Raw genomic sequence first — 14,428 nt, 5'->3', positions numbered from 1 at the left:
TCCCAGCGACATCTCCGCACTACGCATTCCGGCTCACCGGCTCCTTGACGCCTCGCTCCGCGATCTCCTGGGCGGCCTCGAAGTAACTCGTGGCTCCCCGCGAACCGGGATCGTAGGTCATCACCGACTGGCCGTAGCTCGGCGCCTCGGAGACACGCACGTTGCGGGGGATGACCGCCTGGAGCACCTTGTCGCCGAAGTGGTTCCGGACGTCCTGCTCCACCGCGTCGGCGAGCCGGGTACGCCTGTCGTACATGGTGAGCAGGATGGTGGAGACCTCGAGCTTCGGGTTGAGGTGCTGACGAACCAGGTTGATGTTGTTTATGAGCTGGTTGAGACCCTCCAGTGCGTAGTACTCGCACTGGATCGGGATCAGCACCTCCTGCGCGGCCACGAGCGCGTTGACGGTCAGCAGGCCGAGCGACGGCGGACAGTCTATGAAGACGTAGTCGAAGTGCCCCGGGTACGCGGCGATGGCCCGCGCCAGGCGCGACTCCCGCGCCACCACCGAGACGAGCTCGATCTCGGCGCCGGCCAGGTCGATGGTCGCCGGTACGCACCAGAGGTTCGGGATGCCCTCGACGGCCTGGGCCACCTCTTCGAGCGGCACGCTGTCGATCAGGCAGTCGTAGACGTCGGGCACGCCCGTGTGGTGCGGCACGTTCAGGCCGGTGGAGGCGTTGCCCTGGGGGTCAAGGTCGACCACGAGCACCCGGTTGCCGTGCAGCGCGAGCGCCACGGCGAGGTTCACGGTGGTGGTCGTCTTACCCACGCCGCCCTTCTGGTTGGCGACGCACATCACCCGGGTCCGGTCGGGGCGCGGCATGGTGACCTCGCCACTGGGATTCAGGATCTGCACGGCGCGCATCGCCTCCATAGCCAACGGTGGATCATCCTCTTCGCGCGTCGGGGTTTCACGTGAAACGTACGTGCTGACGTCTACCTCGTCCCCGTACCCGTCTGCCTGTGGCGTGTCGGACGGCGCCACGGTGGCCTCGGGGGCGGCCGGGTACGGCACGGCCGAGACGGGCGGCTGGGGTTCGTAGCGGGTGGGTACCGCGGCGTTCGCTCGCACCGCGGGCGGGCGCGGGGTCGGTGCGTTCACCGGACCGTCGGCCGGATCGAGCGGATCGCGGGCCGGCGGTACATTCGCCGGCGCGGACGAGACGGGACGCGCCGGCCCGCCGACGGACGGTTCCCGTCGCTTGGGCGGCTGTGCCGGATGCGGGGAGGACGGTTCGCCGGACTCGTTCACCGTCCACTCCTGGTAGTTGGTTTCACGTGAAACGGGGTCGGCGGAGGGCTGGCCTCCTGGTCCGGTCAAACGTGGATCGTCGTACCTGCCGTCGTCATGCACCTGTCATCCCTACCCGCTCCGGATGGTCGGTCCGCACCCGTCGAATCGCGTCCGCGCCTTGCACGGCGCCGTCGGCTCGGCGGGAACCATCGGGTTCGGGTGCCGCCCGGCACCGCCGTTCCACACTATCGACGCGCGGTCAGCCTACGGCCGACGGGCGCGGTGGGTCCATGTCGGGTTGCGATCGATCGCGTCACGCCCACCGGTCCAACGACCGGACCGGGCATGCGGAATGGCGTACCCGCTCAGCGGTCGCCGCGACGGCGACCGCCACGCGACCGCTTCGGCTTCTTGGGACGGCGCGGGTTCACCACGCGCTCCCGGACCACCTCGACCACAGTCGCCGGGGGGTCGATCACCCCTTCGCCACAGCGGTGCAGTTCGGGGGTCCCGCCGCCGAGGCGGATCACGGCCTCGGTGTGCTCGGTGATCTCGTCGGCCGCCGAGGCGCCCTTGAGCGCGACCAGCCGTCCGCCGGGAGCCACGAGCGGCAGGCACCAGGAGGCGAGCCGGTCCAGCGGGGCCACCGCGCGGGCGGTCACGATGTCGGCGCTCAGCGGTTCCCGGTCGCGCGAGCCGGCCGCCGCCTCCTCGGCCCGCCCACGGAACACACGCACATCCCGGGTCACGCCGAGGCGCTGCACCGCCTCGATCAGGAAGGCGGTCCGCCGGGCCAGCGGCTCCACGAGCGTCACGGTGAGGTCCGGGCGCGCGATCGCCAGCACCAGACCTGGGAGCCCGGCGCCGGAGCCGACGTCGATCACGCTGGCTCCCTCCGGGATCCGTTCCGCCACCACCGCGCAGTTGAGCAGGTGCCGCTCCCAGAGCCGCGGCGTCTCGCGGGGCCCGATCAGGCCGCGGACCACGCCGTCGGTGGCGAGCAGTTCGGCGTACGCGGCGGCCAGGTCGAGCCGGTCGCCGAACAACGCGCGGGCGGCCTCCGCCAGCTCGGGCGGCAGCGTCGCCGTCGCCGGGTCGGGGGCACCGGCGTCGCCACCGTCCACGAGGGACGGTGCATCCGCCGACGGCTCCGCGAAGACCGGGTCGGCCGCCGCGGCCGGAGCCGCCGGTGCCACGTCCGCCGCCGGCTCACCGGAGAAGGCGGGCATCACGTCCACCGCCGGGTCTGCGGGCTCGACCCCGGTCACCACCCCCGGCTCGCCGGAGAAGGCGGGCTCGCCGGGGTCGGTCACTGCCTTTCCCGGGTACGCGGGGTCGGCCGGCCCGTCGTCGTCGGAGAAGACCGGGTCGACAGTGGGGTCGGGGCGCACAGCCGACGGCCCGGGCGGCGTACCGCCCGGGCCGGTCACGGCTCCTGCCGTCGTCTCGTCGGAGATCACGGACCTCAGTCCACCGGCCGGACGACGATGCGGCGGTTGGGCTCGACGCCTTCGGACTCGCTCTCCACCCCGCTCATCGCGTTCACCACGTCGTGCACGCACTTGCGCTCGAACGCGGACATCGGCTCCAGGCGCACCGGCTCACCGTGCTCCTTGACCTTCTCGACCGCGTTCTTCGCCACGGCGGCCAGCTCCTTGCGGCGGGCGGCCCGGTAGCCGCCGACGTCGAGCAGCAGCCGGCTCGGCGTACCGGTCTGGCGGAACACGGCCAGCCGGGCCAGTTCCTGGAGCGCCTCCAGGGTTGCGCCACGCTGGCCGACCAGGTTCTGCAGCCGGCCGCCGACCACCTCGACCACCGGGCGGCCACCCGACACCAGCTCGTCGATGTCACCGTCGTAGTCGAGGATGTCCAGCAGACCCTCGACGTAGTCGGCGGCGATCTCGCTCTGCCGGAACAGGTCGCTCTCGGCCGGGGCCTTCTTCTCCCGGGCCTCGCCCGCGGCGTCCTCGGTCTCGGTGGCGGCGGTAACGGGGGTCTCCTCGTCCAGGGACTGGTCGGCGCTGGGGATGCTGGTCTCGGTCACGGGTCTCATCTCCGTACTCGCTCGGCCGGACCGTCGGGGGTCCGCTGGTCTCCCGGGGCCGGCGGGAGGTTCGCCGGGTGCCCTCGGGCACGTCTGTACGGGCCAGTTTCGCCCGTGTCCGCGCTCCGCGCGGTGATTCCGGCCCGGCGCCGACTCCTCGGATGGCAGCACGCGGCCGGAACGGGCCACCGCCGACGTCGCCGACGGTGGCCCTGTGGGCTCAGCCCTGTCGCTTGGCGGGCTTGCTGCCACCCTTCTTCGGGTTGACCGGCTTGGCACCAGGCTTCGGGCCGGCCACCTTCGGCGCGGCGGCCGGAGCCTTCGCCGGCGGCTGGGCCGCCTTGCGGCCGAACAGGCCACCGGCCTTGGCCTGCTGCACCGGGTTCTTGCCGGAGGTGCTCTTGGCGGCGCTGGTGCTCTTCGCGGTCGGCGGCGGCGGGAACTTCCGCAGCACCCACTGCTGCTGGCCGAGCGTGAAGAGGTTGTTTGTGACCCAGTAGATGATCACACCGATCGGGAAGATCGCACCCGAGATCAGCAGCGACAGCGGGATGCCGTAGAGCATCAGCCGCTGCACCATGCGCTGCTGCGGGTCCTCGGCCCACCCGGTCTTGAGAATCATCTGACGGCTGGTCAGGTAGGTGGTGGCGATCATGATCAGCACCAGGATGCCGGCGACCACCTTGACCGTGCCGGTGTTCGCACCCAGCCGGCTCAGTTCCTCGGCGGTGGAGCCGAACTTGCCGGAGATCGGCGCGGTGAACAGTGTCGCGTTGGAGGCGCTGTTGAACTGGTCGACGGTCCAGCCGTACAGGGTCTTGCCCTGGTTGTCGGGGCTGAGGCGGCGCAGCGTGTGGAACAGGCCCAGGAAGACCGGGATCTGGAGGAACATCGGAAGGCAGCCCATGAGCGGGTTGGCCTTTTCCTTCCGATAGAGCTCCATCATCTCCTTCTGGAGCGTCTCCCGGTCACCCTTGTGCTTCTCCTGGAGCTCCTTGACCTTCGGCTGGAGCGCCTGCATGGCACGCTGCGACTTGATCTGCTTGACGAAGACCGGGAACAGGATCACCCGGACCGTCACCACCAGGAAGACGATGGCGAGGATCCAGGCCCAGTTCGTACCGATCACGGCCCCGACCGGAACTCCGATGGCGTCCCAGGCCGAGTGCCAGGTCAGCAGGATCCACGAGATCGCGTAGTAGATCCAGTCGAGACTAAACACTCAGGCTCCAGTCACGTCGGAACGGCGGCGGTCGCCCGGCTCCGGAACCGGGTCGTGTCCACCAGGGTGGAAGGGGTGGCAGCGCGACAGCCGACGGACCGTCAGCCAGGCTCCCCGCAGCGCACCGTGCCGGGACACCGCCTCCACGGCGTAGGCACTGCACGACGGGTAGAACCGGCAGCGGGCCGGCAGTGCCGGACTTATCCACCGACGGTACGCGATGATGGGCGCCAGCAGCATGCGGGCACCGGTTGTGGGCGGCGGAGTCGCCGTCGTCGGGCCGCTCACCGCGACCGCCGTCCCCGGGGGGCCCGCGCGGCGGCGATGGCCGCGTCCAGGTCGGCCCCGAGCCGGGTGTACGTCGCGTCGGCCGATGCGGGCAGCGCGCGTACCACGAGGGTCGTGCCGGCGGGCAGCTCGGCCAGCCGCTCGCGGACCAGGTGCCGGAGCCGGCGGCGGACCTTGTTGCGGACCACCGCGCCGCCGACGGCCTTGGACACGACGAAGCCGGCGCGGCTCGGTGCGGAGGTCTCCGCATCGAGGGTCCGCGCCGGCTCCGGCGAGGGTGTCGCGGTGGTGCCGATCGGCTCGGGGAGGGTCAGGTGGACCACGACGGCGCCGCGGCCGACGCGTCGGCCACCGCGAACCGCTGCGGCGAAGTCGCTACTGCGCCGCAGTCGTTGCGCGGCGGCCAGCACGACTGCCCACGTCCCCGGACCGGACCTGTCGGCGTCAGGCCGACAGGCGCGCGCGGCCCTTGGAGCGACGGGTAGCGATGATGGCGCGGCCGGCACGGGTGCGCATGCGCAGCCGGAAGCCGTGGGTCTTCGCGCGCCGGCGGTTGTTCGGCTGGTAGGTGCGCTTGCTCACGTCAGGCTCTCCGTTGTCGTACGCCCCGCGCGGCGGATCGCCCGGGGTCGTGTGCTGGTCCAGATCACCTGTCGGTGACCTCCGATCGGCGCTGCCGTGACACGCTCCCCGGCGATGCGGGATGACAGCCACGGACAGCAAGCATCAATCACCCTAGCAGAGGGCGAGAGAGCAGCCGCTCCAGCCTACGCAGGGGCGCAATGACCGTCAAACGTCACACTCGGGCGTCCGACCTGCGGGCAAGCGCGACCGAAGGGGCGGTTTTCACTGATGTTGCCAAGGTCGTCAGGGTGTCGCCGGTTGATGCTGTGGGGTCCGCGCTGTTAGCGTGCGCGATTGCGGTCGGCGTCGGGGGTCCGGGGTTTGTCGCCGATCGGCAAGACCGGACACGCTGTTGAATCGTTCGGCACGGTGAACCCGCTTCAACGCCTCCGTGGATCGAGGGGGGCAGGTCCGACCCGCGTCCGGTGGGCGGCCACAATCGGTCGGTACACAGGCTGTGGATAACTTGTGGATGACGACCGGTCAGCCGTCCGGGCGGGCGTGAGAAGGAGCAGGCGAGGGGGTGGCACGACGGTGACCGGAGCGACCGACCTTGCCGCGGTGTGGACGGCGACCACCGACGAACTCGCCGACGAGATCATCTCCGCGCAGCAACGGGCGTACCTCCGGCTCACCCGCCTGCGGGCGATCGTCGAGGACACCGCGCTGCTCTCGGTGCCGGACGCCTTCACCCGGGACGTGATCGAGTCCCGGCTCCGCCCGGCCATCACCGAGGCGTTGAGCCGCCTGCTCGGCCGGCCGATCCAGGTGGCGGTCACCGTACGGGTCGCCGACGACCCGAATGCCCGCCCGGCCGGCACCGTCTACCGCAGCAGCCCGGAGCCGCTGCCCGAGCACGACGGCGCCGCCCCGCTGCCCGGCTTCGACCAGCCCGGCCCGCCCGCCTCCGCCCAGGCCTTCCCGTCGCCGCGCCCGGAACCCGGGTACGCCGAGGCCGGATATGGCGAACCGCGCCCGGAGCAGCCACTCGACGAGCCGGCCCCGCGGCAGCGGACCGCAGACGGCGGCCGCCCGCACCTCATCCCGGCCGGCCGGGACGCGCAGGACACGCTCTTCAGCGCCGCGTTCGCCGAGCCGGTACGCACCGCGCCCGAGCGCCGCGCCTTCGACGAACGCACCCGCATCGAGCCGCCCGTGCCGGACGCCGGCGGATACGAGCCCCGCTACCGGGAGAGCCCGCCCGCCGACCCCGCGCCGATGCGCGGCCTGCCCCGCGACGGCGCCACCGACAACGGCCCCGGCCGGGGTGGCGCCGACCACCACCGTCCGGGAGGCGGCCAGGCCGACCGCAGGCTCCCCGGCGGTACGGAGAGCGGCGGCAACCGGCTCAACCCGAAGTACATGTTCGAGACGTTCGTCATCGGCTCGTCCAACCGATTCGCGCACGCCGCGAGCGTGGCGGTGGCCGAGTCGCCGGCGAAGGCGTACAACCCGCTGTTCATCTACGGCAGCTCCGGGCTGGGCAAGACCCACCTGCTGCACGCCATCGGGCACTACGCCACGACGCTCGGCAACGCCCGCTCGGTCCGGTACGTCTCGACCGAGGAGTTCACGAACGACTTCATCAACTCGCTGCGCGACGACAAGACGAGCGCGTTCCAGCGCCGCTACCGGGACGTCGACATCCTCCTGATCGACGACATCCAGTTCCTGGAGAACCGGGAGCGGACGCAGGAGGAGTTCTTCCACACCTTCAACACCCTGCACAACGCCAACAAGCAGATCGTGATCACCTCGGACCGCTCGCCGAAGCAGCTGGCGACGCTGGAGGACCGGCTGCGTACGCGCTTCGAGTGGGGTCTGCTCGCCGACATCCAGCCGCCGGACCTGGAGACGCGGATCGCGATCCTGCAGAAGAAGGCGGCCCAGGAGCGGCTGTTCGCCCCGCCGGACGTGCTGGAGTTCATCGCGTCCCGGGTGTCGAACTCGATCCGCGAACTGGAGGGGGCGCTGATCCGCGTCACCGCCTTCGCCAGCCTCACCCGTTCCTCGGTCGAGCTGTCGCTGGCCGAGGAGGTGCTGCGGGACTTCATCCCGGACGGCGCCGGCCCGGAGATCACCGCGGACCAGATCATGGTGTCGACGGCCGATTACTTCGGCGTGAGCCTGGAGGACCTGCGCGGCCATTCCCGCTCCCGGGTGCTGGTGAACGCGCGCCAGGTGGCCATGTACCTGTGCCGGGAGCTGACCGACCTGTCGCTGCCCCGGATCGGGCAGGCGTTCGGCGGCCGGGACCACACGACGGTGATGCACGCGGACCGCAAGATCCGTCAGCAGATGGCGGAGCGGCGCTCGCTCTACAACCAGATCGCCGAGCTGACGAACCGCATCAAGCAGAACACCTGACCGTCCCGCTCCCGCCGCTCCCGCCGCTCCCGCCGCTCCAGCGGTGATCAAGGAGTTCGGGTAGCGAACACACGTCATTCCTGCCCCCAGACTCCTTGGTCAACAAGAAGGGGCGGACGCGCGAGCGATCTCGCCAGAGCTGAGCGTCACGCTCACGCGTGCCCCGAAAGCAGCCACGGTCCCGCCCTCACCGGCCGACCGTTCGCGTCGATCATGAGGTTAGCGGCGACAAACCGGACGCCAGATGCCGCCAACTTCATGGTCAACCCGTGCAGGGCTGGGCGCGGCCGGGCGGGCATGGCGGGTGGCAAGTAGCCGACAGCGGGGAACTGTTGACCCTCGACCCGGTGGAGGGCCCAGGGTCTGTCGTGTGTTCGTCCACAGCTCGTACCCGTTGTCCACAACCCCTGTGTCACAGGCGGTGGACAACCACCCTTTGCACTCGGCCGGTTACCCACAGACTGTGGACAACTCCTGGGGACGACGCTGTGGACGCCTGGGGATGACGGTCCCGTTGTCCCCAGACAGCGGCCAACCTGTGGGCGAGCTGTTGAAGGTTCTGGGGACGACGGCTGTGGACGTCTCCGGCGCTGTCCACAGCGCTGGGGAGAAAACCGGTGGATTACCGGTGGACAACCAGTGGACAGCCGTGGAAAACCCGGCGGCCGGCGAGGGCTGTGGACCGGGACACGAGTTTTACCCCTGGTTCTCCACAGCCAAACCACCGGTGGATAACGTGTATGACCTGCGCGGACGGCGGTTCTCCACAGTTTGCACAGGTGCGATGAAGACGATGAGTTATCTCTTCTAAACAACAAAAACCAATCATCACCGTTGGACTTCCTGTGGATCGGGCCGGAGCACTGCTGTCGGCAGTCGCCCGGGGCACCTGGATCCACGGGGTCGGGCGCACAGCCGATGCCCCAGCGCCTTAAGGTGCGATGGGTACCCGCACGGTCGGGCGGGACGGGTGGCAGCGGTCGGCATGAGAGAGTTGTCGCTGACGTCGACGCGGAGGCATTGATGAAGTTCCGAGTGGAGCGCGACGCGCTCGCCGAGGCGGTCGCGTGGACCGCCAAGAGCCTGCCCAACCGACCCTCCGTACCGGTGCTGGCCGGGGTGATGCTCCGCGTCACCGACGGCAACCTGCAGGTCTCCGGCTTCGACTACGAGGTCTCCAGCCAGGTGACGGTCGAGGTGCAGGGTGACGCGGACGGCGCCGCCCTGGTCTCCGGCCGCCTGCTCGCCGAGATCACCAAGGCCCTGCCGGCCAAGCCGGTGGACATCGCCGCCGTCGGCGCCCACCTCGAACTGGTCTGCGGCAGCGCCCGGTTCACGCTGCCCACCATGCCGGTGGAGGACTACCCGACGCTGCCGGAGATGCCGGAGAGCGCCGGCACCGTCGACGCCGCCGCCTTCGCCTCCGCCGTGGCCCAGGTGGCTGTCGCCGCCGGCCGCGACGAGACGCTGCCGATGATGACCGGTGTACGGATCGAGCTGAGCGGCAGCACGATGGCCATGCTGGCGACCGACCGTTACCGCCTCGCGCTGCGCGAGATGGAGTGGAACCCGGACGACCCGGAGATCAGCCTCAACGCGCTGGTGCCGGCCCGTACGCTGCACGACACCGCGAAGGCGCTCGGCCCGCTCGGCGGCCACGTCACCATGGCGCTGTCCTCCGGCGGCGCCGGTGAGGGCATGATCGGTTTCTCCGGTGGCACCCGCCGCACCACCAGCCGGCTGCTCGACGGCGCCAACTACCCGCCGGTGCGCTCGCTGTTCCCGGCCGACCACAACGCCGAGGCCCGCGTCGCCGTCTCCTCGCTCATCGAGGTGGTCAAGCGCGTCGCGCTGGTCGCCGAGCGCACCACGCCGGTGCTGCTCAGCTTCAGCGCCGACGGTCTCGTGGTCGAGGCGGGCGGCACCGAGGAGGCCCGGGCCAGCGAGGCCATGGAGGCCACCTTCAGCGGCGAGCCGCTGACCATCGGGTTCAACCCGCAGTACCTCATCGACGGTCTGGCCAACCTGGGCGCGCAGCACGCCCTGCTCCGGTTCGTCGACGCGTTCAAGCCCGCGGTCATCTCCCCGGCAGGCGAGGATGGCGAGGTCATCCCGGGGTACCGGTACCTCATCATGCCGATCCGCGTGTCCCGCTGATCGCAGCAGCACGACCCTGACGTACGGAGGTAGGAGCAGATGCAGCTCGGCCTGGTAGGACTCGGCCGCATGGGCGGCAACATGCGGGAGCGGTTGCGGGCCGCCGGGCACGAGGTGGTCGGCTACGACCACAACCCGGAGATCAGCGACGCCGCCAGCCTGGCCGAGCTTGCCGAGAAGCTCCAGTCGCCCCGCGCGGTGTGGGTCATGGTCCCCGCCGGCGTCACCGACGCCACCATCGACGAGCTCGCCGGTGTGCTCGGCGAGGGCGACATCATCATCGACGGCGGCAACTCCCGGTTCAGCGACGACGCCCCGCGCGCCGAGCGGCTGAACGAGCAGGGCATCGGCTACATCGACGTCGGCGTGTCCGGCGGCGTCTGGGGCCGGCAGAACGGGTACGCGCTGATGGTCGGCGGCGCGCAGGAACACGTCGAGCGGCTGATGCCGATCTTCGAGTCGCTCAAGCCCGAGGGCGAGTTCGGCTTCGTGCACGCCGGCCCGGTCGGCGCCGGTCACTACGCCAAGATGGTGCACAACGGCATCGAGTACGGCCTGATGCACGCGTACGCCGAGGGCTACGAGCTGCTGGCGGCCTCGGAGCTGGTGACCAACGTCCCCGGCGTGTTCAAGTCGTGGCGCGAGGGCACCGTCGTGCGCTCCTGGCTGCTCGACCTGCTGGACCGGGCACTCGACGAGGACCCGGAGCTGGCCGAGCTGAGCGGCTACACGGAGGACACCGGCGAGGGCCGCTGGACCGTGGACGAGGCGGTCCGGCTCGCCGTGCCGCTCAACGTCATCACCGCGTCGCTGTTCGCCCGGTTCGCCTCCCGGCAGGACGACTCGCCCGCGATGAAGGCCGTCGCCGCGCTGCGCCAGCAGTTCGGCGGCCACGCCGTCCACAAGCGCTGACCGGTATCCACAGGCTGTGTACGTCCGCCGGCTCGAACTGGTCGACTTCCGCTCGTACGAGCGCGTCGGCGTCGACCTGGAGCCGGGGCCGAACGTGCTCGTCGGTGCGAACGGCGTCGGCAAGACCAACCTGGTCGAGGCGCTGGGTTACGTGGCGACCCTGGATTCGCACCGGGTCGCCACCGACGCCCCGCTGGTGCGGATGGGCGCCGCCTCGGCGGTGATCCGCTGCGCCGTGGTGCACGAGGGTCGGGAGCTGCTGGTCGAGCTGGAGATCGTGCCGGGCAAGGCCAATCGGGCCCGGCTCGGCCGGTCTCCGGCCCGGCGCGCCCGGGACGTTCTCGGCGCGCTGCGCCTGGTGCTGTTCGCGCCGGAGGACCTGGAACTGGTCCGCGGCGATCCGGCCGAACGCCGCCGCTACCTGGACGACCTGCTGGTCACCCGCCAGCCCCGCTACGCCGGTGTCCGCGCCGACTACGAACGGGTGGTCAAGCAACGCAACGCGCTGCTGCGTACGTCGTACCTGGCTCGGAAGACCGGCGGCACACGCGGCGGTGACCTGTCGACGCTGGCCGTGTGGGACGCGCATCTGGCGCAGCACGGCGCGGACCTGCTCGCCGGCCGCCTGGAACTGGTGGCCGCGCTGACCCCGCACGTGGCGAAGGCGTACGACGCGGTGGCGGCCGGCCGCGGCGCGGCGGGCATCGCGTACCGGCCCTCGGTGGAGCTGCCCGAACCCGGCGCGGACCGCGCGGCGCTGGCGGAGGCGCTCGCCGCCGCGCTGACCGCGAACCGCGCCGCCGAGATCGAGCGCGGCACCACGCTCGTCGGCCCGCACCGCGACGACCTGGCGCTGACGCTCGGCCCGCTGCCCGCCAAGGGGTACGCGAGCCACGGTGAGTCCTGGTCGTACGCGCTGGCGTTGCGGCTGGCCGGGTACGACCTTCTGCGCGCCGACGGGATCGAGCCGGTGCTGGTGCTCGACGACGTCTTCGCCGAGCTGGACACCGGCCGGCGGGAACGACTGGCCGAACTGGTCGGCGGCGCGAGCCAGCTCCTGGTCACCTGTGCCGTGGACGACGACGTGCCGGCGACGCTGCGCGGCACCCGGTACGCGGTGGGCGAGGGGACGGTGCGGCGTGCCTGATGACGAGGTGCAGCTCCCGCCCGCACGGCTCGGGCCGGGACGCGACGCGCGTACCCCGGGAAAGCCCGCGGGCGGTGAGCCGGCCGCGAACCTGCCGGAGGGCTCGACCGGGCCGGAACTGGCCCGGGCGGTGCTCGACGCGGCGAAGGCCCGGCGGCAGGCGGCGGCCCCGCGACGGCGCGGCGCGGTCCGCGGCGACGGCGAGAAGCGGCTGCGCGGCTACTCCGGCCCGGGTCCGGACCCGCGCGACCCGCAGCCGCTCGGCGCGGTGCTGGACAAGCTGATGAAGGCGCGGGGCTGGCAGAAGCCGGCGGCCGAGGCGACGGTGTTCGGCGCGTGGGAGAAGGTGGTCGGCCCGGAGGTCGCGCAGCACAGCCGCCCGGTCAAGCTGGAGGACGGGGAGCTGACCGTGGAGGCGCGTTCGACGGCGTGGGCGACCCAGTTGCGCCTGCTGGCGGGCTCGCTGTTGCAGCAGATCGCCCGCGAGGTGGGCCACAACGTGGTGCGCAAGCTGCACATCCACGGGCCGGCGGCGCCGTCGTGGTCGCGCGGCCCCCGACGGGTACGCGGGCGCGGCCCCCGCGACACCTACGGCTGACCGACACCGCCCGAGCGCCGTGCCTCACGCCGGGCGCGCTTGAGTTCGCGCTGCTCACGGCTCCACTGCTTGCGGCGCTCCAGGTCTTCCTTCCACGCGTCGCGGGCCAGCTTCGAGCCGCCCTGCACCGCGCCCTGCACCTGGGACGGGCCGGCGAGGTTGCGGAACACCCAGCCCAACAGGCGGCCACCCTTGCCGGAGGCGTCGCCCACCTGCTCGTCGTCGCTCATCCCGCCGCCCTCTCGCTGTTTTGTGTGCAAACCATTGGTACACCAATCGTTGCTACCATCGCAACGACGACGAGGAGGAGGACGCCGGTGACCGACGGCATCGAGGAGGACCCCCTGGCGCTGGAGCAGCAGGTCTGCTTCGCGCTCTCCGTCGCCGCCCGGAGCGTCGTCGCGGTCTACCGCCCGCTGCTGGAACCGATGGGGCTCACCCACCCGCAATACCTGGTCATGCTGGCGCTCTGGCAGCACGCGCCGCTGTCCGGGCGGGATCTGAGCCGGCTGCTCCAGCTCGACCCGGGCACGCTGTCACCGCTGCTCAAGCGGCTGGAGGCGGCCGGCTACATCAGGCGGGAACGCGACGCCGCCGACGAGCGCAGTTTGGCCGTCTCGCTCACCGACGAAGGGCAGGCGCTGCGGGCGCAGGCCGAGCGGATCCCGCCCGCCATCGTGCAGCGCCTCGGCCTGCCGCTGGCCGACCTGCGGCACCTGCACACAGCGCTGACCGAGGTGATCGCGGCCGCCAACCGGGCCACGTCTCCTCCCGGCACTGCGGCGCCCGGTCAGGCGTCGGCGTAGACCGCGAAACCCCGCTCCGCGCAGCGCCGGTAGAAGGCCGCCAGCACGCTCAGCTCGGCGCAGGTGAAGTTCCACTGCGGCGGATCGCCGCTCTCGTCCCGCAGCCGGTCGAGGCGGCTGTCCAGCCAGCGGAGCTGCTGCTCGGCCAGCCGACCGTCGCCGAGAAGCGCGCGCAGCACCTCGCTCACCGACTCGAACGTGACCGGCTCGCCGTACGGCCGGTGCCGGGCGACGAACTTCTCCACGCCCTCGGCGATCCAGGAGCAGCCGTCCGGGTCGATCACCGGGTCCTCGTCCTCGACCGCGTTCTCCGTGGCGTAGAGCACATTCTCCAGCCCGAGGATCAGGTCGACCAATTCGGTGTACGCGGTCGCGCGTACCGTGCCGGTCTTCGCGATCAGCTCGGCGAGCGCCGCAGTCGGCGCGGAGATCCGGGGCATGTCCACGATCTCGCCGAAGTCCACGAACTCAGCCGGCGCGACCGGGTCGTAGAAGCGGCCGGTCCGCGGCCAGTGCACCGCGACGTTGTCCAGCCCCATCTGGCGTCACCTCTCACCAAGCGTTTTCGGACCATCTCCGACGATCGTCCCGGTTCCGGGCGCAAAAGATCAAGACCGCAACGGCGGCGCCGCAAAAGCTACGGCACGCCGGGCCCGGCCGCGACCCCCGGTCGGGGCACCCGCCGATCACCGGTCGGATGATCGTCACGGCTCACGGTGGCCGGTGGCGCGGTACCGGCCCGTTGGCGTGTAGGGGGAGTCGCGGGCGACGCGGTTCGTCCGGCTACGGCATTCTCAGCCGCCCCGGAGAGGGTGCCGAGTGGCGGTTTGGTCGGCTCCGCACAGTAAGATTGAGGGCGAGACGAAAGACCCGAGACGGAGCGACGGACAGGGGCCCGCATGAGCCCTCGATCATAGTCCCGTATCAGGTCCGAGCCGATCGCGATCCGCGGGCAACCGCGGCGCCCGGCGCACACGATCCGAGCCTGGCGACCCCAGGGGCGGACCATGCGCGCCGACGTCGCGT

15 protein-coding genes are annotated in these 14,428 nt (G+C 71.4%); 6 read left to right on the top strand and 9 right to left on the bottom strand.

What is annotated here, in order from left to right; all coding sequences use genetic code 11:
* Positions 1 to 19: 19 nt before the first annotated feature.
* The 7 genes from IRY44_RS31165 to rpmH all read right to left on the bottom strand — a co-directional run bounded on the left by IRY44_RS31165 (position 20) and on the right by rpmH (position 5,373).
* Positions 20 to 1,357: a ParA family protein gene (locus tag IRY44_RS31165; RefSeq protein WP_269697864.1), complete on the bottom strand. Its 1,338-nt coding sequence runs from the start codon at positions 1,355 to 1,357 to the stop codon at positions 20 to 22.
* Between the two features lie 245 nt (positions 1,358 to 1,602).
* A complete protein-coding gene (rsmG, locus tag IRY44_RS10810; protein ID WP_228531913.1) occupies positions 1,603 to 2,466 on the bottom strand; it encodes a 16S rRNA (guanine(527)-N(7))-methyltransferase RsmG in 864 nt (287 codons plus the stop codon).
* A gap of 236 nt (positions 2,467 to 2,702) precedes the next feature.
* Positions 2,703 to 3,290 (bottom strand): R3H domain-containing nucleic acid-binding protein, encoded by a 588-nt coding sequence (locus IRY44_RS10805; RefSeq protein ID WP_135242593.1) that lies wholly within the window; start codon positions 3,288 to 3,290, stop codon positions 2,703 to 2,705.
* A 211-nt stretch (positions 3,291 to 3,501) separates the two neighbouring features.
* Positions 3,502 to 4,503 carry a membrane protein insertase YidC gene (gene yidC / locus IRY44_RS10800; protein WP_194800284.1) on the bottom strand — a complete coding sequence of 334 codons (1,002 nt, stop codon included), beginning with the start codon at positions 4,501 to 4,503 and terminating at the stop codon, positions 3,502 to 3,504.
* Positions 4,504 to 4,743 (bottom strand): membrane protein insertion efficiency factor YidD, encoded by a 240-nt coding sequence (gene yidD / locus IRY44_RS10795; protein WP_013477538.1) that lies wholly within the window; start codon positions 4,741 to 4,743, stop codon positions 4,504 to 4,506.
* A 44-nt stretch (positions 4,744 to 4,787) separates the two neighbouring features.
* A complete protein-coding gene (gene rnpA, locus IRY44_RS10790) occupies positions 4,788 to 5,201 on the bottom strand; it encodes a ribonuclease P protein component (protein WP_194800283.1) in 414 nt (137 codons plus the stop codon).
* Between the two features lie 34 nt (positions 5,202 to 5,235).
* Positions 5,236 to 5,373 (bottom strand): 50S ribosomal protein L34, encoded by a 138-nt coding sequence (gene rpmH / locus IRY44_RS10785; protein WP_018788530.1) that lies wholly within the window; start codon positions 5,371 to 5,373, stop codon positions 5,236 to 5,238.
* 576 nt (positions 5,374 to 5,949) lie between these two features.
* Here rpmH and dnaA point away from each other — a divergent pair.
* The 5 genes from dnaA to IRY44_RS10760 all read left to right on the top strand — a co-directional run bounded on the left by dnaA (position 5,950) and on the right by IRY44_RS10760 (position 12,596).
* Positions 5,950 to 7,782 (top strand): chromosomal replication initiator protein DnaA, encoded by a 1,833-nt coding sequence (gene dnaA, locus IRY44_RS10780; protein ID WP_194800282.1) that lies wholly within the window; start codon positions 5,950 to 5,952, stop codon positions 7,780 to 7,782.
* Positions 7,783 to 8,805: 1,023 nt separating this feature from the next.
* A complete protein-coding gene (gene dnaN / locus IRY44_RS10775) occupies positions 8,806 to 9,939 on the top strand; it encodes a DNA polymerase III subunit beta (protein ID WP_194800281.1) in 1,134 nt (377 codons plus the stop codon).
* 39 nt (positions 9,940 to 9,978) lie between these two features.
* A complete protein-coding gene (gene gnd / locus IRY44_RS10770; protein ID WP_013283213.1) occupies positions 9,979 to 10,851 on the top strand; it encodes a phosphogluconate dehydrogenase (NAD(+)-dependent, decarboxylating) in 873 nt (290 codons plus the stop codon).
* A 16-nt stretch (positions 10,852 to 10,867) separates the two neighbouring features.
* Complete coding sequence (recF, locus tag IRY44_RS10765; protein WP_013473313.1) at positions 10,868 to 11,998, top strand: DNA replication/repair protein RecF; 1,131 nt, start codon at positions 10,868 to 10,870, stop codon at positions 11,996 to 11,998.
* Positions 11,991 to 12,596, top strand: coding sequence for a DciA family protein (locus IRY44_RS10760; RefSeq protein WP_194800280.1), 606 nt, complete (start codon positions 11,991 to 11,993; stop codon positions 12,594 to 12,596). Before recF ends, IRY44_RS10760 begins: the two co-directional genes overlap by 8 nt.
* On the opposite strand, the gene IRY44_RS10755 is transcribed toward IRY44_RS10760, so the two are convergent.
* Positions 12,587 to 12,826, bottom strand: a complete 240-nt coding sequence (locus IRY44_RS10755; protein ID WP_013283216.1) for a hypothetical protein — start codon at positions 12,824 to 12,826, stop codon at positions 12,587 to 12,589. The genes IRY44_RS10760 and IRY44_RS10755 overlap by 10 nt on opposite strands.
* Positions 12,827 to 12,913: 87 nt before the next feature.
* On the opposite strand from IRY44_RS10755, the gene IRY44_RS10750 reads away from it, so the two are divergent.
* A complete protein-coding gene (locus IRY44_RS10750) occupies positions 12,914 to 13,402 on the top strand; it encodes a MarR family winged helix-turn-helix transcriptional regulator (protein ID WP_194800279.1) in 489 nt (162 codons plus the stop codon).
* Here the strand turns inward: IRY44_RS10750 and IRY44_RS10745 are convergent.
* A complete protein-coding gene (locus tag IRY44_RS10745) occupies positions 13,387 to 13,941 on the bottom strand; it encodes a hypothetical protein (RefSeq protein WP_013283218.1) in 555 nt (184 codons plus the stop codon). The two genes, IRY44_RS10750 and IRY44_RS10745, sit on opposite strands and share 16 nt — an antisense overlap.
* Between the last annotated feature and the right edge of the window lie 487 nt (positions 13,942 to 14,428).

Source organism: Micromonospora sp. ANENR4 (genome assembly GCF_015354395.1).
GTDB lineage: Bacteria > Actinomycetota > Actinomycetes > Mycobacteriales > Micromonosporaceae > Micromonospora > Micromonospora aurantiaca.
The sequence above is the reverse complement of the archived record's forward strand: the minus strand, read 5'-3'. Positions and strand labels throughout refer to the sequence as shown.

Excerpts from the sequence above, each read along its gene's own strand:
- rsmG (WP_228531913.1), bottom strand. The coding sequence starts at position 2,466 with ATGCCCGCCTTCTCCGGTGAGCCGGCGGCGGACGTGGCACCGGCGGCT.
- IRY44_RS10805 (WP_135242593.1), bottom strand. The coding sequence starts at position 3,290 with ATGAGACCCGTGACCGAGACCAGCATCCCCAGCGCCGACCAGTCCCTG.
- yidD (WP_013477538.1), bottom strand. The coding sequence starts at position 4,743 with ATGCTGCTGGCGCCCATCATCGCGTACCGTCGGTGGATAAGTCCGGCA.
- dnaN (WP_194800281.1), top strand. The coding sequence starts at position 8,806 with ATGAAGTTCCGAGTGGAGCGCGACGCGCTCGCCGAGGCGGTCGCGTGG.
- gnd (WP_013283213.1), top strand. The coding sequence starts at position 9,979 with ATGCAGCTCGGCCTGGTAGGACTCGGCCGCATGGGCGGCAACATGCGG.
- IRY44_RS10755 (WP_013283216.1), bottom strand. The coding sequence starts at position 12,826 with ATGAGCGACGACGAGCAGGTGGGCGACGCCTCCGGCAAGGGTGGCCGC.
- IRY44_RS10745 (WP_013283218.1), bottom strand. The coding sequence starts at position 13,941 with ATGGGGCTGGACAACGTCGCGGTGCACTGGCCGCGGACCGGCCGCTTC.